Origin of the sequence: Methylobacterium persicinum, from assembly GCF_022179525.1 — a bacterium.
Classification (GTDB): Bacteria; Pseudomonadota; Alphaproteobacteria; order Rhizobiales; family Beijerinckiaceae; genus Methylobacterium; species Methylobacterium persicinum.
Genome location: NZ_BPQX01000018.1, coordinates 93,198 through 119,321, shown reverse-complemented (window position 1 = coordinate 119,321; position 26,124 = coordinate 93,198). Strand labels below are relative to the sequence as shown.

The window sequence follows — 26,124 nt, the reverse complement described above, 5'->3', positions numbered from 1 at the left end:
CTTGCGCAGGCGCGCGGTCCACGGCCGCGGCGCGAACGGAGGTTACGATGACGGTCAGTGCGCGTCAGACCGCACGCCCCGGCAGCCGCACGGTGCTGATCGCCGGCGGCGGCCTTGCCGGGCTGACCCTGGCCCTCGCCCTGAAACGCGCCAACGGGGCGGCCCTTCACGTGCGCGTCCTCGATCCTGGCGGCGCGGCACCGGAGCGCCACCGCGGCCGGGCCTACGCCGTCGCCGCGGGCGGACGGCGGATGCTGACGCGCCTCGGAATCTGGGATGCCCTCGACGGGGCCGCAGAGCCGATCACGCGGATGGAGATCAGCGACAGCCGCCTCGCCGACCCGGTACGGCCGGTCTTCCTCAGCTTCGGCGAGTCCCCCCGGGAGGCGGACGAGCCCTTCGCCCACATGGTCGAGGCCGAGCCCCTCGGGGGCGCCCTCCTCGCGGGCTGCACGGAGGCGGGGGTCGAAGTCGAGCCGGCGTCGGTGGTCCGGGCGGCCTGCGAGGGCGGCAGGATCCTCGCGGCGCTCAGCACCGGAGAGGATGCCGGAGCCGACCTCCTCGTCGCGTCGGACGGCGCCCGGTCCCGCCTGCGCGAGGCGGCCCGAATCGGCTGGGTCGGATGGTCCTATCCCCAGGTCGGGATCGTCGCCACCATCGCCCATGCCCGCCCGCACGGGGGACGGGCCTTCGAGCACTTCCTGCCGTCCGGCCCCTTCGCGATCCTGCCCCTGCGGGACGGCGGTGCCCTCGGCCACCGCTCCTCTATCGTCTGGACGGAGCGGACGGAGGAGGCGCAAGCCCTGCTCTCCGGAGAGCCGGACGAGGTGCTGCAGCAGATCGCCCGGCGCTTCACCCTCGACTTGGGGGAGATCGCCCTGGAGGCAGGGCCGCACAGCTACCCGCTGTCCCTCGGGATCGCCCGGGCGTTCCAGGCCGAGCGCCTCGCGCTCCTGGGGGACGCGGCCCACGTCATCCACCCCATCGCCGGGCAGGGCCTGAACCTCGGCCTCGCCGATGCGGCGGCCCTGGCGGAGGGGATCACCGACGCGATCCGCCTCGGGCTCGATCCCGGGGGGCCGGACGTGTTGCGGGCCTACGAGCGGGCCCGCCGCTTCGACACCCTGGCGATGGCGGCGGCCACGGATGGGCTCAACCGCCTGTTCTCCAACGATGCCCTGCCCGTCCGTCTGGCCCGGGACCTCGGCCTGGGCCTCGTGGACCGGCTCCCGGGGCTGAAGGGGTTCTTCATCCGCGAGGCGGCGCAGCGGCGGGACAGCGTGCCGCGCCTGATGCGGTGAGGGCAGGTTTCCCTCTCCCCGCAGGCGGGGAGAGGGGATGCGCCCTCAGGCCTTGTTCTTTGCCCGCTCCATGCCCTCAAGGATGAGGCGGTGGGCTTCTTCCTTGTCGCCCCAGCGGACGAACTTCACCCACTTGCCGGGCTCCAGGTCCTTGTAGTGCTCGAAGAAGTGCTGGATCTGGTGGATCGTGATCTCCGGCAGGTCGGTGTAGTTCTCGACCCGGTCGTAGCGCTTGGTCAGGCGGCGCGACGGCACGGCGATGATCTTCTCGTCCTCACCACCCTCGTCCTGCATCACCATCACGCCCACGGGGCGCACGCTCATGATCGCCCCCGGCACGATGGCGCGGGTGTTGGCGACGAGCACGTCGCAGGGGTCGCCGTCGCCCGAAAGGGTGTGCGGGATGAAGCCGTAGTTCCCCGGATAGAACATCGGGGTGTAGAGGAACCGGTCGACGACCAGCGCCCCGGCCTCCTTGTCCATTTCGTACTTGATCGGCTCTCCGCCGAGCGGCACCTCGATGATGACGTTGACGTCATGCGGCGGATTCTTGCCGATCGAGATCGCGTCGATGTTCATGGGGGCTCGCTCCCTGAGGCGGATGTCTCCGCTGTGGGGGGTGTCATAGACACGCACGCGCCGCCTGCAAATCGCCCTTCCGTACGGAGGGGCAAAAACCGGTCGATTACGTGAAGATGTAGCCGACCTTCGCCAGCGTGATCCCCGCGATCCGGTCCGGAACCAGGGGGCCCTGCGTTCCCCCCAGACTTTCGTAGAAGGCAGCCGCCCGAATATTATCCTCCAGCGTCCAGACGCCGAGCCGCCCGAGGCCGTGGTCGGCAAGATCGTTGCGGACCGCCTTGAACAGCCGTCGCCCGAGGCCCACGCCCTGGTATTCGGGGAGCAGGTAGAGTTCATCCACCTCGCCGTCGGCCCCCAGGGCGCGGCTCCTGGCGCGCCCGTAGGCGGCATAGCCTACGATGGTCTCGCCGGTGTCGAGCACGGCGATGGGCCGCCCGCGGCTGAGAGCCGCCCGCCACCAGGGCCGCCCCCGGGCCGAGATCAGCTTTTCGAGGGACACCCCGGGGATGATCCCACGGTAGGCCTCGCGCCAGGCCGCATCGAACACCCTCGACAAGCCGCCGATATCGGCCTCCCGGGCCCGGCGGATGCTGGTGGTGCGCGTGCTCATCGCCTCGGCCTCCCTTGTTTCTCCGGCTGACAACCCGCAGCGGACCCACAGGTTCGCCGCCCATCCGGGCGGTGTGAAGGCAAGAACGGCGCCGTTTCGCGGTCGCCCATTTGCCCGGCCTCGGGCCGGCTGGTACAGGCGGCCGTCGCCACCCGGACCCGCCGTGCTCAAACGTTTCCTCAAGCCCGAGACGCGCTACGCCCGCCGCATGGCCCGCATCGCCCGATTCGAGCGGCCGATCGCCGGCCCCGGCGGACGGATCATGGCCTGGGCGAACATGCTGCTCGTGGACCACGGGGTGTTCCGCCTCGCCTATCTCAACCGCCACCGGGTCGGGACGGGGCAGGTGTGGCGTTCGGCCCAGCCCGGCCCACACCAGCTCGCCCGGTTCCGGGCCGAGGGCGTCCGCACGATCATCTCCTTACGCGGGGGGCGCGAGCATGGCTCCTGGCCCCTCCAGCGCGAGGCCTGCGAGCGCCACGGGCTGGCCCTGGTGGAGTTCGTGCTGCGCTCCCGGGAGGCGCCCGACCGGGAGACCATCCTCGCCGCCAAGCGCTTCTTCGAGGGGATCGAGTATCCGGCGGTGATGCACTGCAAGTCGGGGGCGGACCGGGCGGGACTCGCGGCGGCGCTCTACCTGATCCTGCACGAGGGGCGTCCGGTCGCGGAGGCGGCCCGGCAGCTCTCGGCGCGATACGGCCATTTCCGCTTCGCCAAGACCGGCATCCTCGACGCGTTCTTCGCCCGCTACCTCACCGAGGGCGAGCCGAGGGGCCTTGATTTCCTCACCTGGGTCGAGACCGTCTACGATCCGGAGGCCCTGAAGCGCGACTTCCGGCCGGGCTTCTGGTCCGACGTGGTCGTGGACCGGGTGATCCGGCGGGAATAGGCGCGGCGTTCGGGCGGGCGCGGGCCCTTCCCGTCATTGCGAGCAACGCGAAGCAACCCAGGGCAGCGGGACGCCTCAAAACAAAGCGCATTCCTGGATTGCTTCGCTGCGCTCGCAATGACGGGGTTGGCATACGGGGACGTTCCGAGAGGCCATCGAGAAATCGATTCCCTACTCCGCCGCCGGCCGGGTCGCCTCGCGGAACGGGTCGGCCGGATAGGTCCCGACGATCCGCAACTCCCGCGAGAAGTAGCCGAGCTCATCGAGCGCCCGGCGCAAGCCCGGCTCTTCGGGGTGGCCATCGACCTCAGCGTAGAACTGCGTGGCCGTAAACTCGCCCTCGATCATGTAGCTTTCGAGCTTCGTCATGTTGACGCCGTTCGTGGCGAACCCGCCCAGCGCCTTGTAGAGGGCCGCCGGGATGTTGCGCACCCGGAAGACGAAGCTCGTCACGAAGGGGCCCTCCCCCGTCGCCGGCTCCTGATCGGGGGAGAACACCACGAAGCGCGTGGTGTTGTGGGCCGCGTCCTCCACGTCCCGGGCGAGGATGTCGAGGCCGTAGACTTCCGCCGCCAGGGCGGGGGCGAGGGCCGCCCGGCTCGGATCGCCCGCCTCGGCGATCTCCCTCGCAGCGCCGGCCGTGTCGCCGCTCACCACGGCGCGCAGGCCGAGGCGGCGGATGATGCGCCGGCACTGGCCCAGGGCGTGGACATGGCTATGGACGGACTTCAGCGCCTCGACCGGCGTGCCCGGCAGCGCCAGGAGCTGGAAGTGGATCGGCAGGAAGTGCTCGGCCACGATGTGCAGCGTCGAGGTCGGGATCAGGTGGTGGATGTCGGCCACCCGCCCGGCCAGGGAATTCTCGATGGGGATCATCGCCCGCTGCGCCCGGCCCTCCGTCACCGCCGCGAAGGCGTCCTCGAAGGTGGGGCACGGCAGGGGCGTCCAGTCCGGGTAGGCCCGGGAGCAGATGATGTGCGAGTTGGCCCCGGGCTCGCCCTGGTAGGAGATGGTGCGTGCGGACATCGCGTTCCGGGTTCAGTTGAGGCGGCGGCGCAGCATCAGCGCCCGGGCCTTGTCGAGGTCGGCGGGGGTATCGACGCCCAGGGGCAGATCGTCGACGATCACCGCATCGATGCGCATGCCCGCCTCCAGGGCCCGGAGCTGTTCCAGCTTCTCGCGGGTCTCCAACTCGCCCGGCGGCAGGGCGACGAAGCGGATCAGCGCCTTCCGGCGGTAGGCGTAGAGGCCGATATGGTGCCAGAGCGGACCGGGGCCGTAGGGGGCGCGGGCGCGGGTGAAGTACAGGGCCCGCAGGCGGCGTGGTCCGACCTCGTGGCCGACGAGCTTGACCACGTTGGGATTGTCCGCCTCCTCCGGGTCGGTGATCGGGGCGCACAGGGTGACGATGTCCACCGCCTTGTCGGCCAGGGGGACGATGGCGGCTCCGATGATCGCCGGATCGATGGTCGGCAGGTCGCCCTGGACGTTGACGACGACGTCGTGACGGCCCTCCGGATCGATGCTGTCGAGGGCCTCGGCAAGGCGGTCGGAGCCGGACGGATGGTCCGGACGGGTCAGCACCGCGAGGCCGCCGGCCTCCTCGATCACCCGGACGATCTCCGGGGAGTCCGTGGCGACGACCACGGGGCCGATCCCGGCCTCCACCGCCCGGCGCCAGACGTGGAGGATCATCGGCTCGCCGGCGATGTCGGCCAGGGGCTTGTTGGGAAGGCGGGTGGCGGCGAGTCGCGCCGGGATGAGGACGAGAGGATCGGACATGGCTGGAACGGTCCGCGTAAGGCTCGGGTCTGTATCAGGCCGGCGGCCGATTGTCCCCCCTGTCGCACCCGCGTCGCCGGCCGGTGACACTTTCGGCGAAATTCTGCATCCCGCCGCCCCCCGCGACCCTGAGTTCGGCACTCACGGCATTGTCAAGGTCGGCCGGAAGCGGCTAAGGCACCCTCGAAGCCTTCCAGAGTGGGGCCGGGCGGCATGGTGTGTCCGCACCGATGCCGCCCCGGGGACGTAGAGAGGCCCATGAACGCGTTCGAGGTGAACAAGATCGCCGGCGCCGTGCTCGGTGCCCTGCTGTTCGCGGCCGGCTCCGGATTCGTGGCCGAGCTGATCTACCACCCGAAACCCGCCGGCAAGGCGGGCTACGATCTGCCCGAGGCCCAACCCGAGCAGGCCGCCGCCCCGGCCGAGGCGAAGGTCGAGCCCATCGCCGTCCGGCTGGCCAGCGCCAACGTCGAGAAGGGCCAAGCCGGCACCAAGGCCTGCCAGGCCTGCCACAGCTTCGAGAAGGGCGGCCCGAATAAGGTCGGGCCGGACCTGTGGAACGTCGTGGAGCGCAAGAAGGGCTCCCACGAGGGCTTCGACTATTCCGCCGGCATGAAGGAGAAGGGCGGCGAGTGGACCTATGCCGACCTCGACGAGTTCCTCACGAGCCCCAAGGCCTACGTGAAGGGAACCAAGATGGGGTTCGCCGGCATTGCCTCGCCTCAGGAGCGGGCGAACGTCATCGCCTACCTCCACACCCTGTCCGACAGCCCGAAGCCCCTGCCTGCCGCCGACAAGGCCGAGGACAAGCCCGCCGCCCAGCCGGCCGCGGCCAAGAACGAGGGCAAGAGCGAGGGCAAGACCGAGGATAAGCCCGCCCCGGCCGCGCCCGCCGCTGCCGAGAAGCCGAGCGCCGACAAGCCGGCCCTCAACAAGGGTTCTGAGGGCAAGGACAGCCCCGCCAAGCCCGCCGACCTCTCCACCGCCAAGCCGGCGATGGAGAAGCCCGCCGGCAGCCCCCGCCCTGAGGGCAATGGCAGCGACCGCAACGCCCCGAGCCCTCCGGCCGACGCCCATGACAGCGATCAGCAGGGCCAGCCGTCGAGCGTGATCCCGCCCGAGCCGACGGCGCCGTCCTCGCCGGCCACCAAGGAGCCCCCGGCCCAGGCGAATCCGGAAGCGGTCGACAAGGCCAAGGAACTCGATATCCAGGTTCCGCAGAAGGACGACACCTCGGGCGCGAAGTAGGCTTCGCGAACGGGACGGCAGGCCGGGCGCGAGCCCGGCCTTTTGCGTTTCAGGCCAGAGGCGGGCGATCCCCCGGGGATCCCGCCCGACGTGCAGAGGACGGCCCTTTGCCCGAAGACTTATCACCCGACGATCCATCCGACCGGCGGCCCGCGCGTCACGCCTCCCTTGCCCTCCTCGTCGCGGTGACGATGACCGGCACGGTGGCGCTGCACATCTTCGTGCCCGCCCTGGCCGTGGCCGCCGCCGACCTTGGGACGGACGCGGCCGGGATCCAGACCACGATCACGGTCTATCTGGTCGGCCTCGCCGGCGGGCAATTGCTCTACGGCCCCCTGTCCGACCGCTATGGCCGGAGACCGGTACTGATCGGCGGCCTCGCCCTGTATCTGGCGGGGCTCCTGCTGGCGATTCCGGCGCCGAACCTCGGCATCCTCCTCGTCGCGCGCATGATGCAGTCGCTGGGTGCCTGCTCCTGCCTCGTGATCGGACGGGCGATGGTGCGGGACGTCTCGACCCGGGAGGACGCGGCGCGCAAGCTCGCCATCCTCGTCACGGCGATGACGTTGACGCCGGCCCTGGCCCCGGCCATCGGCGGCGTGGTGAGCCAAGCCTTCGGCTGGCGCGCCGTCTTCGTGCTCCTGGCCGTCGTGGTCGCCCTGCTCGGGGCGCTTGTGGTCCTGACCCTACCCGAGACCAACCGACACAAGGTCGCCCTGCCGGGGATCGGGGCGGTGCTGGCCGGCTATCTGCGGCTCGTGCGGATCCCGACCTCCCGCGCCTACCTCGTGGCGGGGGGCTGCGCCGGGACGAGCCTCTACGCGTTCCTGGCCGTCGCGCCGTTCCTGCTGGTCAACCGCCTCGGGCGCTCGCCGCAGGAAGTGGGGTTCGATTGCCTGCTTGTCGTGTTCGGGATGGTCGCCGGGGCCGTGCTGGCGAGCCGGATCGCCGGGCGGGTCTCGATCCTGTGGGGTGCCCGGTGCGGCAACGTCATCTGCATCGCCTCCGCCGTGGCGCTGCTGGCGGTCGACCGCTCGGGCCTGCTGACGGTGACGACGCTCATCGTCCCGCTCTTCGCCTATGCGGTGGGGGTCGGGCTGCTGAGCCCCAACGCCGTGGCCGGCCTGATGAACGTCGATCCGCATGCGGCGGGCTCGGCCTCGAGCCTTTACGGCTTCACGCAGATGACCTTCGGCGCGCTCTTCACCGCCGCGGCGACGGCCTGGCCCGCGACGTCGGCCGCCCCCGTCGCGGGGACGCTCCTCGCGGCCGGGTTGGTGGCGGGGCTCGCCCTGCGGCGGGGGTGAGGGTCAGCCCCGCCGCGGCTCGATCAGCCCGGAGAGGCCGGCGGCATGGCCTTCGGCGAGTTCGAGCCACAGGAGCCGGGCGGGATCGACCGGACCAGGCATGACGAGACGCCCCGGCGGCACCGGCGCGAAGCCGAAGCGGGCATAATAGGGCGCGTCACCCACGAGGATGACTACCCCTTCCCCCGCCGCCCCGGCCGCGGCGAGGCTGGCCCGGGTCAGGGCCGTCCCGATGCCCCGCCCCTCGAAGCTCGGATCGACCGCCAGGGGCCCGAGCATGACGAAGCCGGCCGCCCCCGCCCGTACGGGGCTCATCCGCACGGAGCCGACGAGGAAGCTGCCGACGGAGGCCGTGACGCCGAGATCGAGGCGGTGGGGATTGCCCTCTCGCAGGCGGTAGGCCGTCCGTGCGAAGCGGCCGGGTCCGAAAGCGCGGGCCTCCAGGCCGGCGATGGCCGGGGCGTCCTCCGCCCGCTCGGGGCGGACGACGAGGGAGAGGGTGGTCACGGCTCATGCGGCTCCGCTCAAACCGTAGCCGCGTAACAGCGCGGCGGCGCCGCGGCAAACCGGATCCGAAGGGCGGCGGGCGGCTTGTCCCCGGACAACCCGCCGGAGGGAAGCCCATGCTGTACGAACTCGCCACCCTGTCCTGCCATCTCCTGGCGGTGGGCCGGGTCGCCCAGGGGGCGGCGTCCTGGGCGGAGGAGCCGGAGGCCGGGGGCGTCCTGCTCGGCTGCTGGCGGACGGAGATCGGTCCCCTGGGCCGGGTCCTCGTGCTGCGGGCCTTTGCCGAGCCCCAGGACATGACGACCGAGCGCCGCCGTGCCCTGATGAGCGACGATCCGTTCCGGGGTGGCGGGGCGATCACCGCCCTCGAGATGGACAGCTACGCGCCCTTCCCCTTCCTGCCGGAGGCCACCGTGGCCGGGCGCGGCGGCCTGTACGAGTTCCGCACCTACCGTCTCAAGCCCGGGGGGCTGCCCCCGACCCTCGCGGCCTGGGAGGCCGCCATCGCGCCGGCTCAGGAGTATACGCGCCACCTCGTCACCAACCTCTACGCCCTCGACGGCCCGCCGCGCATCACGCATGTCTGGGCCTTCGACAGCCTGGAGCAGCGGGCGCACCTTCGCGAAACCCACTACGCCAACGGCACATGGCCCCCGAAGGGCGGCCCGGACCAGATCGCCGAGGCCATGTCCGTGATCGCCCTGCCTGTGGCCGGGCAGGCTTTGGTCACACGGAAACGAAGCTGACCCTCTTCCGGCCCGCGGTCCGCCACGACGTGGTGAGCGCGGCTCCGGCGAGGTTGTCCGGGCACCTGACGCTCGCCCTGACGGTAGGGGCTTCCGCGCGTCCACCTTCAGGGGACAATAGTTTAGAGCGTTTTCGGGGAAATTCGGATCATGCTGTAGCTTCCGTCTTTGCAAGCGAAGCGAAGCAACCAGGGGATCCGCCACATCCGGTCAGGTTCCGCTGCCCTGGATTACTTCGCTTCGCTCGCAAAGACGGAGAGGCTCCGTGATCCAACGCTTCCCGAAAACGCTCTAGGTCGCCCGGGCCGAGAAATCGATGCGCGGGTCGATCCAGACATAGATCAGATCGGAGAGGAGGTTCACCGCCAACCCGATCAGCGAGAAGATGTAGAGCGTTGCAAACACCACCGGATAGTCCCGTCCGACGATGGCCCGGAAGGACAATTCCCCGAGCCCGTCGAGGGAGAAGATGGTCTCGATCAGCAGCGACCCGGTGAAGAAGGCCGAGATGAAGGCCCCGGGAAAGCCCGCGATGACGATGAGCATCGCGTTGCGGAAGACATGGCCGTAGAGCACCCCGCGCTCGGACAGACCCTTCATCTTCGCGGTGAGGACGTATTGCTTGCGGATCTCATCCAGGAACGAGTTCTTGGTGAGCAGGGTCGAGGTGGCGAAGGCGCCGATGACCAGGGCGGTCAGCGGCAAGGCCATGTGCCACGCGTAGTCGGTGATCTTGTGCCAGAGGGAGAACGTCTCCCACCCCTCGCTGGTGAGGCCCCGGAGGGGGAACCACTGATAGAACGAGCCACCCGCGAACAGGATGATCAGCATCAGCCCGAACATGAAGCCCGGCACCGCGTAGCCGACGATCACCACGGCCGAGGTCCAGCGGTCGAAGCGCTCGCCGTCCTTCACCGCCTTGCGGATGCCCAGCGGGATCGAGATGGCATAGGACAGGAGCGTCATCCAAAGCCCGAGGGAGATCGAGACCGGCAGGCGCTCGCGGATCAACTGGATGACGCTGACATCACGGAAGTAGCTGCGGCCGAAATCGAAGCGGACATAGTTCCAGAGCATCAGGGCGAAGCGCTCCGGGGCCGGCTTGTCGAAGCCGAACTGCTTTTCGAGCTTGGCGATGAATTCCGGGCTCAGCCCCTGGGCGCCGCGGTAGCGGGAGTTCGTGGCGCCCCCGCCGCCGCCCCGCGCACCGCCGCCGAGGTCTCCGTTGCCCCCGGTGACGCGGGACAGGGCCCCTTCGTTCTGCCCCTGCATCTTCGAGAGCACCTGCTCCACGGGACCGCCGGGGGCGAACTGCACGATGGCGAAGGTGATCAGCATGATGCCGAACAGGGTCGGGATCATCAGGCCGATCCGGCGCAGAATGTAGCTCAGCATGGCGTCAGGGTGCCCGCATCCTCGGAAGACGGTATCGTCATTGCGAGCATCGCGAAGCAATCCAGGGGCGGCGGGCCGCCTCTAGACGGTGCACATCCCTGGATTGCTTCGCGGCGCTCGCAATGACGCAGTGGGGCGGGAACCATCCTCACTCCCGCCCGATCCTGCGGGCCTTGTCCGGGTCGAACCACCATGTCCCCGGAGCCCCGAGATCGTATTTCGGCGGGTTGGCGGGGCGGCCGAACACGTCCCACACGGCCAGCCGGTGCTTGTCGCCGTACCACATCGGCACCCAGTGCCGGCCGGCGCGCAGCACCCGGTCGAGGGCGCGGCAGGCGGTAGTGAGCGCAGGGCGCGATTGTGCCCCGGCGATGGCGTCGAGGAGCGAATCGACGGCGGGATCGGCGATGCCGGCGAGGTTGTTCGACCCCGGCGTGCCGGCGGCCCGGCTGCCGTAGAGGTCGCGCAGGTCGCCGCCGGGCGTGACGCTGCCGCCGTAGCGGCGGGCGGTGAGGTCGAAGTCGAACTCCTTGAGCCGGGCTTGGTACTGGGACGGATCGACCATCCGGCTGGAGGCCCGGATGCCCAGCAGGGCGAGGTTGCGGATGAAGGGCTGCGTCACCGGCTGGAAGACGGGGTCGTCGTCCAGGAACTCGATGACCAGTGCCTCGCCGCCCGGCAGGCGCAGTTCGCTGCCGCTGCGGGTGCAGCCGGCCTCCCGCAGCAGGGCGTCGGCGCGCTTCAGGAGGGCCCGGTCCTGGCCGGACCCGTCCGAAACGGGTGGCATCCAGGGCTCGCCGAACACCTCCGCCGGCAGCTTTCCCCGCAACGGTTCCAGAAGGGCGAGCTCATCCGGCGAGGGCGCGCCGGTGGCCTTCAGGTCGGAATTCTCGAAGAACGAGGCGGTGCGGCGGTAGGCGCCGTACATCAGGTTCTTGTTCGACCACTCGAAATCGAAGCACAGGCCGATGGCCTCGCGGACCCGCGGATCCTTGAACTTTCCCCGGCGCTCGTTGATCCACCAGCCCTGCGTGCCGGAGGGCCGGGCGTCGGGCACCTCGTCGCGGACCACCCGCCCCTCGGCGACGGCGGGGAAGTCGTAGCCCGTCGCCCAGACCCTGGCGGTGAACTCCTCCCGATAGGTGAAGGCGCCGCTCTTGAACGCCTCGAAGGCGACGGTGCGGTCGCGGAAGTATTCGTAGCGGATCGCGTCGAAGTTGTTCTGCCCGACGCAGACGGGCAAGTCGGCCGCCCAGTAATCGGGCACCCGTTCGAGGCCGATGGAGCGGCCGGGATCGACGGCGGCGACCCGGTAGGGGCCGGACCCCTCGGGGGGCTCCAGGGTCGAGGCCTCGAAGTCGCGGTTCGCGTAGTAGGCCGCCGAGAAGACCGGCAACTGCGCCACGATCAGCGGCAGGTCCCGGGCGCGGCTGGGGGCGAAGGTCACCACCAGCCGGGTGTCGCCCTCGGCACGGGCCTCCTTCATGTCGCGGATCGTCTCGGCGATCTCCGGATGGCCCTTGTCCCGCAGGATGGTGAGGCTGAAGGCCGCGTCCCTGGCCGTGAGGCGCGAACCGTCGCGGAAGCGCGCCTGGGGCCGCAGATCGAAAGCGTAGGTGAGGCCATCGGGGCTCGCCGTGACGGCCCGGGCCAGGAGGCCGTAGATCGCGTCGGGCTCGTCGAGGGCCCGGACCATCAGGCTGTCGAAGGTCAGGTTCATCCCCGCCGCGCCGGCGCCGCGCAGGACGTAGATATTGAGCGTGTCGAAGGTCCCCAGGGACTGATTGCCGATGCTCGAGGCGAGCTGGCCCGAGAACCGGCCGCCCTTGGGCGCCAGGGGATTCACGTAGTCGAAATGGGTAAAGTCCCTCGGATATTTCAACTCGCCGAAGCTCGACAGGCCGTGGCGCTCCTCCCCCTCCGCCGCCGCCGCGACCCTGGGCAGGGCCGCCGCAGCGAGACCGCCGAGGACGAGCCCGCGCCGGGTTGCCCTCACCGGGGCGCCCCTGTCTTGGCGGCGAGGGCCTCGTCGTACCACCACGTCGTCGGGAAGCCGGAATTCGCATAGAGCGGCAGGACCGGCGGATGGCTGAAGCGGTTCCAGCGCAGCGTCCGCTGCCGGTCGGAGGCCCATTGCGGCACGACGAAATCGTGGGCGAGCAGCACCCGGTCGAGGGCGCGGGTCGCGGCGATCACGCCCTCCCGGTCCGGGGCGAAGATCACCTTCTCGATCAGGGCGTCGATGGCCGGATCCTTGATGCCGACGATGTTGCGCGAGCCGGGATTGTCGGCCGCCGCCGAGCCCCAATACTCCCGCTGCTCGTTGCCCGGCGAGAGCGATTCGCCCCAGTTCGTCGTGGTGATGTCGAAATCGAAGTTGCGCATCCGGTTCTGGTACTGCGCCTGATCGATCACCCGCAGGGTCGCACCGATACCGATGAGCTTCAGCTGTGCCGAGAACGGCAGGATCACCCGCTCGAAGGTGTTCTGGAACTCCAGGAACTCGACCGTGAGCGGCGTGCCGGTCTTGTCGACCATCTGGCCGCCCTTCAACTCGTAGCCGGCCTCCCGCAGGAGGCGCACGGCCTCGCGGAGGTTCGCCCGCACGGCGTCGGGGCCATCGTTGACGGGGTTCGTGTACGGCGTGGTGAAGACGGAGGCCGGGACCTTGTCCTTGAGGCCTTCCAGAATCTCCCGCTCCTTGCCCTCGGGCAGGCCCGACGAGGCGAGTTCCGAGCCGAAGAAGTACGAGTTGATGCGCTTGTACAGGCCGTAGAACAGCGCCTTGTTCATTTCCTCGTAGTTCATGGCGAGGTTGAACGCCCGGCGCACCCGCGGATCCTTGAACTTGTCCTTGCGGGTGTTGAACGCGAAGGCCTGCATGATCCCCATCCCCTTGTCGGGGAAGGCCTCCTTGATGAGGCGCCCGTCCTTCACGGCGGGGAAGTCGTCATAGGCCGTGGCCCAGTTGCGGGCGATGTTCTCGACCCGGAAATCGTAGAGGTCGCCCTTCAGGGCCTCGACGAGGACGGTGCCATCGCGAAAATATTCGTAGCGCACGGTGCCGAAGTTGTTGCGGCCGGCATTCACCCCGAGGTCTTTGCCCCAGTAGTCGGCGACACGGGTATAGGTCGCGGTCCGGCCGGGCTCGAACTTCTCCAGCCGGTAGGGGCCGGAGCCCAAGGGGATCTCCAGGCTCGTCTCGGTGACGCTGCGCTGGCGCCCCTGGGCGTCCTTGCCCTCCCACCAATGCTTGGGCAGGACCCGCAGCTGCCCGATGACCTGGGGCAACTCGCGGTTGCCCTTCTCGGTGAAGGTGAAGGTTACCTCCCGCGGCCCCGTCGCCTCGGCCTTGGACACGGTTTGGTAATAGGCGGCGTAGAACGGCGAATTCGCCTTCAGGACGTCAAAGGACCAGACCACGTCCTCCGGCGTGACCGGCTTACCGTCATGCCACTTGGCGCCCTCCCGCAGGCGGTAGGAGACCGAGCCGAGGTCGGGGGCGACCCGCACCGCCTCGGCGAGGAGCCCGTAGGAACTGAAGGACTCGTCCGAGGACTCGGTCATCAGCGTGTCGTAGATCTGCTGGACGCCGCCTTCGAGGTCGCCCTTGAGGCCCGACACCACGATGTTGAAGTTGTCGAATCCGCCCTGGGCGCCGAGCCGCACGAGGCCGCCCTTGGGGGCGCTGGAGTCCGCATAGTCGAAATGGGTGAAATCCGAGCGGTATTTCGGCTGGCCCATGAGCGTGATGGCGTGGGTCCATTCGCCGGTCGCCCCCGGGGGAACGGGCTGCGCGCCGGCCTTGCCGATCATGCAGGCGGCCAGGAGGGTGCCGTTGAACAGGCGGCGGGTCACGGGCTGCGTCACGGGCTAAGCTGCCTCCGGTCCTCGCGGGCCGCGCGGCTCATGGCCCGCGGTCCTTGGGGAGGTCTTAGGACGGCACCTCCGGGGCGTCGAGTGCGCAAGCGCCCCGCAGGTGCCAGGACACAGGGCCGGGCCCCCGCTCGCGGGATCAGTGGCGGGCGCGGCGGGCGAGGTGTGCACCGACCTCGAACAGCGCCAGATCGAGCACCACACGGAGGTGGCTCTGCCCCTCTCCGCCGACCTCGTCGATCGCCTTGCGCGCGTCGAGCAGGAGCGTGGCCGCCCTGTCGAGGGGATGCTCGCTGCGGGCCTCCGTCCGGGCGAGGTAGCCCCGGCTGTCCTCCCGGGTGTCCGTGATGTCGATGAGGATGCCCTTGCAGCGGACCGGCCGGCCGAGTTCGTCCTGGTAGATCCTTCCGCGGCTAAGCAACCACCGTGTGCCCATGCTCGGCAGGATCACGCGATATTCCGACAGGAAGAGCCCGCCGCCGTGCAGCGCCCGCTGATATCCGGTCTTCAGCCACTCGCGGTCCTCGGGATGTATCCCGACCATCGCCGTGTCACCGTGGAGGGACTGACCCGCGAGTCCCGGATCCAGGGCGAGCAGGAAGGCGGCGCCACGATCGTAGCGGGCGGTCCGCCGGACGATATCCCAATCCCACACTCCGACCACGCCGGAGGCGTCGAGGGCCGAACGCAGGCCTTCATACGACTCGTAGAATTCGGTTTCCACTCCGGTCACCACGAGCAGACGACCCCTTCGTCTGAAGCCTGCAGAACGCGACCAACAGGCATCCGCATCATGACAATACGATGGGTAAGCTGCCGTCGATATTTTATAATCGCCGTAGCTTGAACCACGTATATTGTTGTCCGTGATAGGGAGCTTTGATGCCCTAAGCAACCATCCTTCCGGGAAAATTCAGCGGATATCGCTGGCCTTCCCGCGCGGCCCTGCCCGGCTCCTCGGGGCCTCGCCGGAGGGCCTCCGGAGGAGCGACGTTTCTTCGCTGTTCACCCGGTCATCGCGCGCAGGGCGCGGCAAGTTGAGGCAGCCGCCCGTGGCTCGGCGTGCCGTCTCCCCGGATCGCCTTCCTGCGTCCGCGATGACGGCGATCTCTCCGGATTGACCCTCAGGCAGCCCGCCCGCGGCGCCCCTCGACCAACCACATGGCGAGCACGGCCGCCGCCAGGGCGGCAAGGGCGGCGAGCCCGAGGGCGAGGGGATAGACTTCCACGCCGCGGATATTCGCGCTGTCGCTCGGCCGGAACCCGATCCAGTCGCTACCGGCCAGCCGCCCTCCGCGCAGGCTCTGGAGCCGGGGCACCTGCAGGGCTCCGGACGCGTCGGAAAGGCGCCGCACCGAGCCCCCCGACCCTTCCGCGACGGGCCTCAAGCGCTCGGTATCGCTGAACACGTCGGCGAGTTCTCGGGGATTGGCCGGGCCGACGCTGACAAAGGCCACGAGGTTGCCCGAGCGCAGGGTGTGCAACCCGAGGCTCGTGGCATCGAAGGTGGCGGTGAAAAGGCCGGGCTCCGTCGGCTTGAGGGTGAGGGTGGTGACCTTGCCGGTCGGCCCGGTGACGGTCACCGGATCGGTCGTATCGGCCATGGTCTGGCGCTCGACCCGGACCTCGCGGCCGTGACCGGTCGTCTGGGCGCGGAGGGCCTCCTCCTCCAGGGCGGGCTCCTTCATCAGCCAGTGGGCAAGGCGCCGGAGCAGGTCGAGATAGGGGCCGCCGTCCTGGTAGCCCCGGGCCCAGAGCCACGCGTGGTCGGACAGGAGGAGCGCCACCCGGCCCTTGTCCTCCCGGGAGAGGGCGAGCAGCGGCAGGCTGTCGGCACCGGACAGGATCGGCTCGATGCCCGGCCGCAGGCGGGCCTGGACGATCCGCAGCCAGTCGCCCCAGGCGGGCGGGCTCGCCTCCGAGCCCGGCAGATCGCGGGTCACTGGGTGGCGCTTGCCGGTTTGGGTCGGGGTGGCCTTGTAGGGCCGCTCCACCACCCGCCCGTCGGGATCGCCGGGCAGGATGCCGGCGAGGCGGGTGCGGGCGAGGCTGGCGGCACCGGCATATTCCGGCCCGGCGGCGATCAGCAGCGCCCCGCCCTCCCGGACGTAGCGGACGATGTTGTCGAAATAGGCCTGCGGCAGCACGCTCTGGTTGGCGTAGCGGTCGAAGATGATGAGGTCGAAATCCTTGATCTTCTGGACGAACAATTCGCGCGTCGGGAAGGCGATGAGCGACAGTTCGGAGATCGGCGTGCCGTCCTGCTTCTCCGGCGGACGCAGGATGGTGAAGTGGACGAGGTCGACGTTGGCGTCGGACTTCAGCAGGTTGCGCCACGTCCGCTCGCCCTGGTGCGGCTCGCCGGAGACGAGGAGCACCCGCAGCTTCTCGCGGATGCCCTCGATGGGCAGGACCGCGCGGTTGTTGACCGTGGTCAGCTCGTTCGGCAGCGGCTCGACCTCGATCTCCACGACGTTCTGGCCGCCGTGCTCGATCCGGGTCGAAAGATCGAAGGGGCGGTCCGTGGGCACGTCCCGGCGGTCGATCTCCTCGCCGTCCCGGCGGGTGACGACCACCGCGTGGCCGGTGCCGCCGCGCTCCATCACCTCGGCGCGGATCTTCAGGTCCTTGCCGACGATGCCGAAGCGGGGTGCCTCCAAGAGCTTGATCTGCCGGTCGCGCTCGTCGGCATGGCCGGTGACCAGCACGTGGAGGGGCGCCTTGATGCCGAGCTGGGCGAGGTTCGCGGGGATGTCGTGAACCACCCCGTCCGTCACCATCACGACGCCAGCGAGCCGCTCAGGAGGCACGTCGGCGAGGGCTTGCCCGAGGGCGGCGAAGAGCTTGGTGCCGTCATCACCCTCCCCGGCATCGGGGACGTCGATGAAGCGCGGCTCGATATTCGTCAGCGAACCGAACCGGCGCTGCAACTCGGCGCGCACCTGATCCGTCACCTGCGGCCGGTCGCCGAGGACCTGCGAGCCGGAGCGGTCGATCACCACCGCCGCGATGTCCTTCACCGGCTCCCGGTCCTCGTGGATCAGGGCGGGGTTCGCTAGGGCTGCGAGCACCAAGCCCAGCACGAGGGCCCGCAGCAGCGCCGTGCGGCCCCGGGCAAGGATCGCCAGCACCACCATCGCCAGCGCGACGACGCCGAGCACGGCGAGCACCGGCCACGGGACCAGCGGCGTGAAGCTGAGGCTCAGCATGATGCCACCTTGTCCCGCGCTGACCGCCGCGCCCTGCCAAACCCGTCATTGCGAGCGCAGCGAAGCGATCCAGGGATCCGCCACGTCCTGAGAAGGCCCGCTGCCCTGGGTTGCTTCGCTGACGCTCGCAATGACGGCGAGGGCATCAGGACGATCCCCGCAGAGGGGGGAGGGAGAATGACGGCACGGTCGATCCGAAAAGACCTCACTGCCCCAGCCGCTCCAGCAGCGCGGGCACATGGACCTGATCGGCTTTGTAGTTGCCGGTCAGGGTGTACATCACGATGTTGACGCCGCCCCGGAAGGCCATCTCCCGCTGGCGCTGGTCGCCGCCGGTGACGGGATACAGCGGCTCACCCCGGCGGCCGATGGCCCAGGCCGTGGCGAGGTCGTTGCTGGTGATGATGATCGGGCTCACCCCGTCGCCGGCCCGGGCCGGGCGGCGCTCTCCGCCTTCGGGGGCGGGGGGAAGGGCCTCTACCCAGGTCTGGCCGGTGGCGTAGCGGCCGGGGAAGCTGTCCACGAGGTAGAACGCCTTGGTGAGCACGTGGTCGGCGGGCACCGGCTCCAGTTCCGGCACCTCGAGGGTCGCCAGCATCTTGCGCAGGTACGTGGCCTCCGGCGTCGCCGGGCTGCCGGGACGGCTGGTCAGGGCATCGCGCGTGTCGAACAGGACCGTCCCGCCGTTGCGCATGAAGGCGTCGATCTTGCGGATCGCCGTCTCCGAGGGCTGCGGCCGGTTGGGCGCGATGGGCCAGTAGATCAACGGGTAGAAGGACAGTTCGTCCTTGGCGGGATCCAAGCCCGCGGGCTCCCCCGGCTCCAAGGCGGTGCGCGCGGAGAGCATCTGAGTCAGGCCCGTCAACCCGGCCCGGCTCGCGTCGTCCACGGCGGCGTCCCCGGTGATCACGTAGGCGAGGCGGGTGATGAGGGCCGATTCGATGCCGTTGGGCCGGTTCGCGACCGGTTCCTCCGCCCGCAGGTCCCGGACGGGGAGCGCTGTGGCGAGGGCGGCGGCGAGGAGCAGGGCGGCGGGCCGCGCGCCGGCGCGGCCGAATCTCCCAAGGCGCCCGAGGAATCCGCCGAGCCACAGGCCGGCCAGGGTATCGAGGACCAGGAGCAGGAGGCCCGCGGTGAACAGGCCGGGGCGCAGATCGACGGTCGCGGCCCCGGCCAGGGTACCGAGGGCGACCCCACCGAGGGGGGCGTAATCGATGGGCCGGAGGCGATCGTCGGGCTTCAGGGCGTTCACGCTGATTCCCCCGTCCGGTGGACCGTAGAATCCCGGAGGATGCTCCGGGTTTGCCCGGTCGGCAAAGTCCGCCGGCACCGCCGTGGCGGAGGCTGGCGGCGAGCCGAGCGCCCCGAACCCGTCCAACGTGACGCGGGGCGCGAGGACGGCGACCTTCGCCCGGCCGGCGCCCGATCCCGCCGGGGCCTCGCCGGGGCTTGCCCCCGCCAGGGCCACGACCCGGCGCAGCATGTCGATGAACAGGCCCGAGAGGGGCAGGTTCGACCACGTCGTGTCGGCGGTGACGTGGAACAGCACGATCTCCCCCTGCCCGCGCTTCTCGGCGGTGACGATGGGCGTGCCGTCCTGCAGGGACGCCCAGGTCTTGCCCGGGAGGTCGCCGTCCGGCTCCGCCAGGATCTGCCGGCGCACGCCGATATCGGCCGGGGGCGTCAGACCCGCAAAGGGGCTCTCGGGCGGGAACGGGGCCATCGTCTTTGGCGCATCCCAGGACAGGGCGCCGCCGAGGTTGCGGCCGCCCCGGCGCAAGCGAACCGGCACCAGGGTGTCATGGCCGGCGGCGAGCCGGGGACCGGCGAAGCGCAGGAGCAGGCCGCCCGCGTCCACGAACTTGTCGATCCGCGCCGCCGTCTTGTCGTCGAGGGCGCCGACATCGGCCAGCACCAGCGCCGAAACCTGGTTGTCGAGGAGCTGGTTGATCGAGTCCGCGAGGCCCGTGGCGCCCCGGGCCTGCTGGACATCCGCGAAGGGTTCGAGGGCACGGGACAGGTAGTAGAGGGGCGCGAGCAGGGGCTGCGACTGGTCGAGGGTACCCCCGAAGACCAGCCCCACCCGGCGCCGCTTGCCGCGCTCGTCCATCAAGGAGACCGCGCCGGCAGAATGCTCGTTCGCGACCTCGATGCGGCTGATTCCGTTGCGCAATTCGGTCGGCATGTCGAGGGCGACATCGGTGGAGGTGCCCTCGGCCGGGAAGGCGAAGTCGCGCTCCGCCAGGGGCAGGCCCTTCTGGTCCAGGGCGCGGACCACCCCGGCATCCCGCCCGTTGGCGGACGCCCGCAGGACGTGGGCGACGAGCCGGCCGCCGGTCTCGGACACGGTGAGGGCCAGGGCCGGGGGCTTCTCGGCCTTGAGGACGGTGAGCGCAGCCCCGGCCCCACCGGAGAGGTCGGCGAGGCCCTTCACGAACCGCTCCGAGCCGGCCGCATCCCCGCCCCCGGAGACGCCGTCGCTGATCCAGACGATCCCGGCGCCCTGGTTCTTGTCGAGGAAAGTGCCGATGCCTTGCAGGTGAGACTCCCTTGCGGCCAGGTAGGGGCGGGGCGCTAGGGCCCGGAGCCGTTCCAGGGCGGCGGCGGGGGTCTTCGCCTCGATGGCGGCGGGGGGCTCGGCGAGGCCGACCACGGCGACGGCCCGGCCGTCCCGGGCGGCGCCTTCGACCGTGTCGGTGGCCACGCGCAGACGGTCCCGCCAGTCGTGGGCGGCGGTCAGGCCGTTGTCGAGGAGGACGAGGAGGGCCTTCTTGCCACCGCCCGCGCCGACGCCGCCGGGGCTCCAGACGGGGCCCGACACCGCCAGGATCAGCGCGGCGGCGACGAGGAGGCGCAGGATCAGCAGCCAGGGCGGCGTCCGGGCCGGGGTCTGCCGCTGGGGGATGAGGTCGGCGACGAGCTTCAGGGGCGGGAAGTCGATCCGACGGGGGCGCGGCGGCGTCACCCGCAGGAGGATCCACAGGGCCGGGAGGCCGATCAGGGCGGCGAGCGCTAGGGGGGCGGCGAAGGTCAGGCCGAGCATGGTCGCCTCAGCTGCCGCGGGCGATGACGAGGGTGGCGAGCCGCAGGGCCGCCCCGCTGGCGGGCCGGTCGGTGCGGTGGAGCGTCAGCGTCCAGCCCTGGCCACGGACGATCTCCTGTAGGCGCTCCCGGTGGGCGGCGATGCGCGCCCTGTAGCGATCCCCCCAGGCTCCGGCATCGCCGATATCCAGGGATGGGCCGCCTTCGAGGCCGTGGAGCACGGCTTGGCCGGTGAAGGGGAAGGTTTCCTCGATCGGGTCCACCACCATGAGGAGGTGTCCCCGGCTGCCCGCCGCCGCCAAGCCGGCGACCGAGGCGGCGATCCGCTCCGGAGGAGTGAGGAAGTCGCCGATCAGCACGACCTCGTCGAAGCGGGCGGGCTGGGCCTCGGGCGGAAGGTCGCGGTCGAGCCCGGCCTTGTCGGCGACCAGCGCCTGAGCGAGGTGCTCCACGGTCCCCCGCGACGCCCGCGCCCGGGTCAGGCCGAGCAGGCCGACGCGCTCGCCGCCATCCACGAAGGCATCCGCCAAAGCCAGCCCGAGGACCAGGGCGCGCTCGATCTTCGACGAAGCCGCGAGGTCCGAGGCGAAGGCCATGGAAGCCGAACGGTCGATCCAGAACCAGATGTTGTGGGCCGCCTCCCATTCTCGCTCACGGACGTAGAGCCGGTCGTCCCGGGCCGAGCGGCGCCAGTCCACCCGGGCGGCGGCCTCGCCGGTCACGAAGGGGCGGAACTGCCAGAAGCTCTCGCCGGGCCCCGCCCGCCGACGCCCGTGCAGCCCGTGGGCGAGGAGGCTCGACACCCGCCGGGCTTCCAGCACGAGGCGGGGCATCTTCGCTGCGAGCGCCGCCGCGCCCTCGGTCTCGCGCCGGCCGGGACGGCGGGTGGCTGCGTCGAGGGCCTGGGTTCCGACCAAGGTCAGAGCTTCTCCGCGAGCTTGGCGATCAGGCCCTCGATGGTGTCGCCGTCGGCCCGTGCCGCGTAGTTGAGGGCCATCCGGTGCTTCAGCACCGGCTCGGCCAGGGCCTTCACGTCGGCGACGGAGGGGGCGACGCGCCCCTCGATCAGCGCCCGGGCCCGGGCCGCGAGGGTCAGCGCCTGGCTGGCGCGGGGGCCGGGCCCCCACAGGAGCTTGTCCTTCACCAGGGCGTCGCCCCCGTGGGGGCGGGCCGAGCGGACGAGGTCGAGGATCGCATCCACCACCGCCTCGCCCACGGGAAGACGGCGCACGAGGCGCTGGGCGGTCATCAGCTGATCGGTGGTCATGACCGAGGTGGGGCGAATCTCGTCGGCCCCGGTCGTCTCGATCAGGATGCGGCGCTCGGCGGCCCGGTCCGGGTAGCCGACGTCGATCTCCAGCAGGAACCGGTCGAGCTGCGCCTCGGGGAGCGGATAGGTGCCCTCCTGCTCGATCGGGTTCTGGGTGGCGAGCACATGGAACGGCCGGGGCAGGTCGTGGCGCTCGCCCGCCACGGAGACATGGCCTTCCTGCATGGCCTGAAGCAGGGCGGACTGGGTGCGCGGGCTGGCGCGGTTGATCTCGTCCGCCATCAGCAATTGCGTGAAGACCGGCCCCTTCACGAATCGGAAGGCCCGGCGGCGCTCGGCATCCTCCTCGAGGATCTCGGTTCCGAGGATGTCGGAGGGCATGAGGTCGGGGGTGAACTGAACCCGCCGGGCATCGAGGCCGAGCACGGTGCCCAGCGTCTCCACGAGCTTGGTCTTGGCGAGGCCGGGCAGGCCGACGAGGAGGCCGTGGCCGCCGGACAGGATCGTCACCAGGGCGAGATCGACGACCTTCTCCTGGCCGAAGATGACCCCGTGGATCGCCTCGCGGGCCTGTCCCACCGCCGCGAGGCAGCTCTCGGCGGTGGCGACGATGCCGTCATCGAGGCTTGTGGCGGGGCTCGCGCCCTGGCTGGCGGCCTGGATCATGCCGATGTCCGTCTCCATGGACACCGCGGTCGGAAGCCCGCGGAAAGGACAAGTGTGGGCTTGTTTCGGTCGGGCTGGCAAGGTCGGGATCGCCGCACGGTTGCGGGAGAGCCTCCCGCGACCGATGGCGGACCGGGGGGCGTGGCGCGTTGCCCCGTCCCCCTCGTCCCTGCGGCCTAACCGTCGGTACGAGCGCTGCGTCCCTCAGACCTTCTTGTCCCGCCCCTCGGTGAATTCCCGCCACAGGAGGACCAGGGCGGCCATCACGGCCGGACCGACGAATAGGCCCAGCAGGCCGAAGGTCTCCACGCCGCCGAGGATCCCCAGCAGCACCCAGAGGAAGGGCAGTTTGGTCGTGCCGCCGATCAACGCCGGGCGGACGAAGTGGTCCGCCGCGAAGGTGACGACGAGGCCCGACACCGCCACGACGATGGCCGGCGTGACGGAGCCTGCGGCGACGAGGAGGAGAGCCGCGACGGCGATGGCCAGCGCCGCGCCGAACGGGATCATCGCCGCCACGGCCGTGAAGGCCCCGAGCAGCACCGGATGGGGCACGCCCGCGAAATAGTAGACGATGCCGAGGATCACGCCCTCCCCGAGCCCGACGAGGACGAGCCCGTCGACGGTGCCGTGGACGGAGGCGACCATCTGCCGGGCGACCCGCTCGCCGCGGGGTCCGAACAGGCGGTCGCAGGCCGTCAGGGCCTGTCGCTCGACGGTCTTGCGGTCGCGGAAGAGGAAAAACAGGGCCACGAGGCTGAAGCCGAACAGCACCATCCGGTGGATGACCTCCCGGCCGACGTTGCGGGAGGCGCCGATCACCTTGCCGTTATCAAACCGGTGGAGGATCTCGGACCCGGCCTGGGCATGGCCGAGGTTGTCGTTCCACCACGATGTCGCCTGGGCGGCGCCATAGGGCAGCCGCGAGAGGAATTCCGGCGCGGGGATGCCGCTTTCCTCCGCCTTGCGGACGAACTCGGCCACATCGTGCGCCTCCCGGGCGGCCTGCACCCCAAGGATCGCCAGGGGCGCAAGGAAGACCAAGGCGATGGCGAGGATGGCGAAGCTCGGCAGGAGGATGTTGTGGCGTCCCGGCGGGAAGCGACGCTCCAGGCGGGCGTAGAGCGGGCCGAGGGCGATCGCCAGGACCACGGCCCAGGCCAGGGCCGGCAGAAACTCATGCAGGATCCACAAGCCCAGCGCCCCGAGGACGAGGACGAGGACCACCCTGGCGGCGACCTGCGAGCGGGCCCGCTCGTGCGGCGGAAGATGCGACGGGTCGGGCCGGGCCTCCGCGAGGGGCCGCGACGGCGGTACGGGCGCCGAGAATGGCGGGTAGAGCGTTGAGGGTGGGGACGACTTCATCCGCCTTCTCCGATTCGGGCTGCTGCCAAGCGCGGAGCGAAGCGATTCGATCCGATGCAGGAATGTCGATGCCCGGCCGCAGATAAGCTTCCCCGCGGCTTTCGCCACTCGCTCTCTTCCGTTCGGTGAAAGAGCGGGTTGAAATGCCGGCAAAACGGGCCGTGGACCGGACAAGGTTGCCGCACCCGACCCCCTCGTGTAGACGTCCCGGCCATCCGTCGGCGCCGTACGGCGTGCCCGGTTCGTCCGGGCCCGCCGTGGGCGCATCATGGCAGCGAGGGATGGGACGCCGGGCTTCCGGCGCGAGGGGGCTCCCGCCGCCGAACCGGAAACCGACTCAGAGCCCACGAGAAGACATGTCCGACGATCCCGCCACCCACAGCGCGACCTTCCAGCGCGTGGCCGACATCATTGCCGAGACGGCCGACATCGAGCGGGACAAGATCACTCCCGAAAGCCACGCCATCGACGATCTCGGCATCGACAGCCTCGCCTTCCTCGACATCGCCTTCGCCGTCGACAAGGCCTTCGGCATCAAGCTGCCGCTGGAGCGGTGGACGCAGGAGGTCAACGAGGGCAAGGTCCCGGCCGAGCAGTACTTCGTGCTGAAGAACCTCTGCGCCCGGATCGACGCCCTGGTGGCCGAGAAGGCCGCCAAGGTCTGACGGCCCCGCCGCTCCGACGCGTCAACCCGCCATGCGCCTTGAATATTTCGAGATGATCGACGCCGTGGTGCGGCTCGACCGTACCGCCGGCACCATCGAGGCGCTGGCCAGGGTTCCGACGGCGAGCCCGGTCTTCGAAGGGCATTTCCCCGGGCATCCGCTGGTGCCGGGGGTGCTCCTGACGGAGACCATGGCGCAGGCCTCCGGCTACCTGATCCTGGCTCATCTCGGCTTCGAGCGGATGCCTTTCCTCACGGGCGTCGACAAGGCGCGGTTCCGCAGCTTCGTCGGTCCGGGCGCCACCCTGTCGGTCAGCGCCAAGCTGGAACACGACGGGTCCGGCTACGCGGTGACGAAGGCAGCCATTACCCACGAGGGCAAGGCCCTCTGCGATGCGGAGCTGCGGTTCCGGACGATGCCCTTCCCTGACGGGCTCGACGCGCCGATGCGCGAGCGGGCGAAGGCGATCGGCCTCCTCGACCTCGCCGGCCTCAGTGGCGGAGTCGCCCCGTGACCCGGCCGGTGGTCGTCACCGGGATCGGCCTCGTCTCCTGTGCGGGGGAAGGCGCGGCGGCGCATCTCGCGGCCCTGGCGGAGGGCGCGGCGCCACGCACCGATACGGACAGCTTCGCGCCCTATGCGATCCATCCCGCCCCCGCCATAGCCTGGGACCGGCAGATCCCGAAGAAGAGCGACCAGCGCCAGATGGAGGCGTGGCAGCGGCTCGGCGTCTACGCCGCCGGCCTCGCCCTCGATGCGGCCGGGGTGAAGGAGGATGCCGCCTTCAAGCAGGCCCTGCACCTCGTCGTGGCCGCGGGCGGCGGCGAGCGCGACTATGCCGTCGACGGGACGATCCTCACAGGCCTGCGCGATGCGCCGGAGCCGGGGGCCTACCTCAACGAGCGTTTGCAGAACGACCTGCGGCCGACCCTTTTCCTGGCGCAGCTCTCGAACCTGCTCGCAGGCAACATCGCCATCGTCCACGGCGTCACCGGCGCCTCGCGCACCTTCATGGGCGAGGAGGCCGCGGGCGTCGATGCCCTGCGCGTCGCGCAGGCGCGGATCGCCTCCGGCCAGAACGAGGCGATGCTGGTCGGTGGTTCCTACAGTGCCGAGCGGCCGGATGCGCTCCTCGTGCACGCCATGGGCGGCTTCGCGAAACAGGGGGCGTTCGAGCCCGTCTTCGCCCGGGGGGCGCCGGGCGGCTTCATCCTGGCGAGCTGTGCCGCCTTCCTGATGCTCGAATCCGCCGAGCATGCCGCGGCGCGGGGGGCAAAGGCCCTGGCGCGCCTCGGACCCGTGGCGAGCGGGCGTTCCCGCCGGGAGCCGGGCGGCGTCGCCGAAGCCCTTGCGGCCCGCTGGACCGAGGCCTCCCTGTCCGCGCCGGACGCGGTGATCTCCGGGGCGACCGGCGTCGCGCCGATCACCGCGGAGGAGGGCGAGGCGCTCCGCCACCTCGCGCCGTCGGCCGGGATCCATCCCCTCGGCGACCTGATCGGCCACGGCCTGGAAGTCGCCGCCCCCTTCGGCGCGGCCCTGGCGGCGGCGTTGATCGCGGAGGGTCGGGCGAACGACGTCGCGGTCACCACGGTGGGCCATCGCCGGGGCGAAGGCATCATGCGGCTGTCGCGACCGTAACCACTTTTCCCCCCTCCCCGTCCTAC

General features: G+C 70.7%; 22 protein-coding genes. 8 read left to right on the top strand and 14 right to left on the bottom strand.

Annotation, left to right across the window (positions count from 1 at the left end):
• Positions 1-47: 47 nt before the first annotated feature.
• Positions 48-1,301 (top strand): FAD-dependent monooxygenase, encoded by a 1,254-nt coding sequence (locus tag MFF22_RS07970; RefSeq protein ID WP_238248426.1) that lies wholly within the window; start codon positions 48-50, stop codon positions 1,299-1,301.
• Positions 1,302-1,346: 45 nt separating this feature from the next.
• Here the strand turns inward: MFF22_RS07970 and ppa are convergent, their stop codons facing one another.
• Positions 1,347-1,880, bottom strand: a complete 534-nt coding sequence (gene ppa / locus MFF22_RS07965; protein WP_238248425.1) for an inorganic diphosphatase — start codon at positions 1,878-1,880, stop codon at positions 1,347-1,349.
• A gap of 106 nt (positions 1,881-1,986) precedes the next feature.
• Entirely contained in the window at positions 1,987-2,493 is a 507-nt protein-coding gene (locus tag MFF22_RS07960) for a GNAT family N-acetyltransferase (RefSeq protein WP_238248424.1), read from the bottom strand.
• A 163-nt stretch (positions 2,494-2,656) separates the two neighbouring features.
• On the opposite strand from MFF22_RS07960, the gene MFF22_RS07955 reads away from it, so the two are divergent.
• Positions 2,657-3,382, top strand: a complete 726-nt coding sequence (locus tag MFF22_RS07955; protein WP_238248423.1) for a tyrosine-protein phosphatase — start codon at positions 2,657-2,659, stop codon at positions 3,380-3,382.
• A gap of 171 nt (positions 3,383-3,553) precedes the next feature.
• Here the strand turns inward: MFF22_RS07955 and MFF22_RS07950 are convergent, their stop codons facing one another.
• Positions 3,554-4,408 carry a prephenate dehydratase gene (locus MFF22_RS07950; protein ID WP_238248422.1) on the bottom strand — a complete coding sequence of 285 codons (855 nt, stop codon included), beginning with the start codon at positions 4,406-4,408 and terminating at the stop codon, positions 3,554-3,556.
• Positions 4,409-4,420: 12 nt separating this feature from the next.
• A complete protein-coding gene (locus tag MFF22_RS07945; protein ID WP_238248421.1) occupies positions 4,421-5,164 on the bottom strand; it encodes a 3-deoxy-manno-octulosonate cytidylyltransferase in 744 nt (247 codons plus the stop codon).
• Positions 5,165-5,422: 258 nt separating this feature from the next.
• Between MFF22_RS07945 and MFF22_RS07940 the strand changes: the two genes are divergently transcribed.
• Together MFF22_RS07940 and MFF22_RS07935 are read left to right on the top strand one after the other, a co-directional pair.
• Positions 5,423-6,412 carry a c-type cytochrome gene (locus MFF22_RS07940; protein WP_238248420.1) on the top strand — a complete coding sequence of 330 codons (990 nt, stop codon included), beginning with the start codon at positions 5,423-5,425 and terminating at the stop codon, positions 6,410-6,412.
• Between the two features lie 107 nt (positions 6,413-6,519).
• Positions 6,520-7,719 carry a multidrug effflux MFS transporter gene (locus tag MFF22_RS07935; protein ID WP_283206160.1) on the top strand — a complete coding sequence of 400 codons (1,200 nt, stop codon included), beginning with the start codon at positions 6,520-6,522 and terminating at the stop codon, positions 7,717-7,719.
• Positions 7,720-7,722: 3 nt separating this feature from the next.
• Here the strand turns inward: MFF22_RS07935 and MFF22_RS07930 are convergent, their stop codons facing one another.
• Positions 7,723-8,226 (bottom strand): GNAT family N-acetyltransferase, encoded by a 504-nt coding sequence (locus tag MFF22_RS07930; protein WP_238248419.1) that lies wholly within the window; start codon positions 8,224-8,226, stop codon positions 7,723-7,725.
• Between the two features lie 116 nt (positions 8,227-8,342).
• On the opposite strand from MFF22_RS07930, the gene MFF22_RS07925 reads away from it, so the two are divergent.
• A complete protein-coding gene (locus tag MFF22_RS07925; RefSeq protein ID WP_238248418.1) occupies positions 8,343-8,972 on the top strand; it encodes an NIPSNAP family protein in 630 nt (209 codons plus the stop codon).
• Positions 8,973-9,263: 291 nt separating this feature from the next.
• Here the strand turns inward: MFF22_RS07925 and MFF22_RS07920 are convergent, their stop codons facing one another.
• The 9 genes from MFF22_RS07920 to MFF22_RS07880 all read right to left on the bottom strand — a co-directional run bounded on the left by MFF22_RS07920 (position 9,264) and on the right by MFF22_RS07880 (position 23,795).
• A complete protein-coding gene (locus MFF22_RS07920; RefSeq protein WP_238248417.1) occupies positions 9,264-10,367 on the bottom strand; it encodes a microcin C ABC transporter permease YejB in 1,104 nt (367 codons plus the stop codon).
• Between the two features lie 148 nt (positions 10,368-10,515).
• Positions 10,516-12,363, bottom strand: a complete 1,848-nt coding sequence (locus tag MFF22_RS07915) for an extracellular solute-binding protein (protein ID WP_238248416.1) — start codon at positions 12,361-12,363, stop codon at positions 10,516-10,518.
• Positions 12,360-14,183: an extracellular solute-binding protein gene (locus MFF22_RS07910; RefSeq protein ID WP_238248497.1), complete on the bottom strand. Its 1,824-nt coding sequence runs from the start codon at positions 14,181-14,183 to the stop codon at positions 12,360-12,362. The genes MFF22_RS07915 and MFF22_RS07910 overlap by 4 nt, the downstream gene beginning before the upstream one ends.
• Positions 14,184-14,382: 199 nt before the next feature.
• A complete protein-coding gene (locus MFF22_RS07905) occupies positions 14,383-14,967 on the bottom strand; it encodes a PAS domain-containing protein (protein ID WP_238248415.1) in 585 nt (194 codons plus the stop codon).
• Positions 14,968-15,367: 400 nt separating this feature from the next.
• Complete coding sequence (locus MFF22_RS07900; protein WP_238248414.1) at positions 15,368-17,452, bottom strand: hypothetical protein; 2,085 nt, start codon at positions 17,450-17,452, stop codon at positions 15,368-15,370.
• 205 nt (positions 17,453-17,657) lie between these two features.
• Positions 17,658-20,495, bottom strand: coding sequence for a DUF4159 domain-containing protein (locus MFF22_RS07895; RefSeq protein ID WP_238248413.1), 2,838 nt, complete (start codon positions 20,493-20,495; stop codon positions 17,658-17,660).
• A 7-nt stretch (positions 20,496-20,502) separates the two neighbouring features.
• On the bottom strand, positions 20,503-21,411 hold the full coding sequence (locus tag MFF22_RS07890; protein ID WP_238248412.1) for a DUF58 domain-containing protein: 909 nt from the start codon (positions 21,409-21,411) through the stop codon (positions 20,503-20,505).
• Positions 21,412-21,413: 2 nt separating this feature from the next.
• Positions 21,414-22,448: an AAA family ATPase gene (locus MFF22_RS07885; RefSeq protein ID WP_238248411.1), complete on the bottom strand. Its 1,035-nt coding sequence runs from the start codon at positions 22,446-22,448 to the stop codon at positions 21,414-21,416.
• Positions 22,449-22,634: 186 nt separating this feature from the next.
• A complete protein-coding gene (locus MFF22_RS07880) occupies positions 22,635-23,795 on the bottom strand; it encodes an AI-2E family transporter (RefSeq protein ID WP_238248410.1) in 1,161 nt (386 codons plus the stop codon).
• Positions 23,796-24,151: 356 nt separating this feature from the next.
• Between MFF22_RS07880 and MFF22_RS07875 the strand changes: the two genes are divergently transcribed.
• From MFF22_RS07875 to MFF22_RS07865, 3 genes are read left to right on the top strand one after another with little or no spacing between them, the layout of a single operon-like run.
• On the top strand, positions 24,152-24,460 hold the full coding sequence (locus tag MFF22_RS07875; protein ID WP_238248409.1) for an acyl carrier protein: 309 nt from the start codon (positions 24,152-24,154) through the stop codon (positions 24,458-24,460).
• 31 nt (positions 24,461-24,491) lie between these two features.
• Positions 24,492-24,974 (top strand): 3-hydroxyacyl-ACP dehydratase FabZ family protein, encoded by a 483-nt coding sequence (locus tag MFF22_RS07870; RefSeq protein ID WP_238248408.1) that lies wholly within the window; start codon positions 24,492-24,494, stop codon positions 24,972-24,974.
• Entirely contained in the window at positions 24,971-26,098 is a 1,128-nt protein-coding gene (locus MFF22_RS07865; protein WP_238248407.1) for a beta-ketoacyl-ACP synthase, read from the top strand. Before MFF22_RS07870 ends, MFF22_RS07865 begins: the two co-directional genes overlap by 4 nt.
• The last annotated feature ends 26 nt before the right edge of the window (positions 26,099-26,124 follow it).

Bases quoted from the DNA above. Each gene is read 5' to 3' on its own strand.
- MFF22_RS07940 (WP_238248420.1), top strand. From the start codon at position 5,423: ATGAACGCGTTCGAGGTGAACAAGATCGCCGGCGCCGTGCTCGGTGCC.
- MFF22_RS07920 (WP_238248417.1), bottom strand. From the start codon at position 10,367: ATGCTGAGCTACATTCTGCGCCGGATCGGCCTGATGATCCCGACCCTG.
- MFF22_RS07870 (WP_238248408.1), top strand. From the start codon at position 24,492: ATGCGCCTTGAATATTTCGAGATGATCGACGCCGTGGTGCGGCTCGAC.
- MFF22_RS07895 (WP_238248413.1), bottom strand. From the start codon at position 20,495: ATGCTCGGCCTGACCTTCGCCGCCCCCCTAGCGCTCGCCGCCCTGATC.
- MFF22_RS07885 (WP_238248411.1), bottom strand. From the start codon at position 22,448: ATGGAGACGGACATCGGCATGATCCAGGCCGCCAGCCAGGGCGCGAGC.
- MFF22_RS07875 (WP_238248409.1), top strand. From the start codon at position 24,152: ATGTCCGACGATCCCGCCACCCACAGCGCGACCTTCCAGCGCGTGGCC.
- MFF22_RS07900 (WP_238248414.1), bottom strand. From the start codon at position 17,452: ATGCTGAGCCTCAGCTTCACGCCGCTGGTCCCGTGGCCGGTGCTCGCC.
- MFF22_RS07925 (WP_238248418.1), top strand. From the start codon at position 8,343: ATGCTGTACGAACTCGCCACCCTGTCCTGCCATCTCCTGGCGGTGGGC.
- ppa (WP_238248425.1), bottom strand. From the start codon at position 1,880: ATGAACATCGACGCGATCTCGATCGGCAAGAATCCGCCGCATGACGTC.
- MFF22_RS07960 (WP_238248424.1), bottom strand. From the start codon at position 2,493: ATGAGCACGCGCACCACCAGCATCCGCCGGGCCCGGGAGGCCGATATC.
- MFF22_RS07945 (WP_238248421.1), bottom strand. From the start codon at position 5,164: ATGTCCGATCCTCTCGTCCTCATCCCGGCGCGACTCGCCGCCACCCGC.
- MFF22_RS07880 (WP_238248410.1), bottom strand. From the start codon at position 23,795: ATGAAGTCGTCCCCACCCTCAACGCTCTACCCGCCATTCTCGGCGCCC.
- MFF22_RS07970 (WP_238248426.1), top strand. From the start codon at position 48: ATGACGGTCAGTGCGCGTCAGACCGCACGCCCCGGCAGCCGCACGGTG.
- MFF22_RS07910 (WP_238248497.1), bottom strand. From the start codon at position 14,183: ATGATCGGCAAGGCCGGCGCGCAGCCCGTTCCCCCGGGGGCGACCGGC.
- MFF22_RS07950 (WP_238248422.1), bottom strand. From the start codon at position 4,408: ATGTCCGCACGCACCATCTCCTACCAGGGCGAGCCCGGGGCCAACTCG.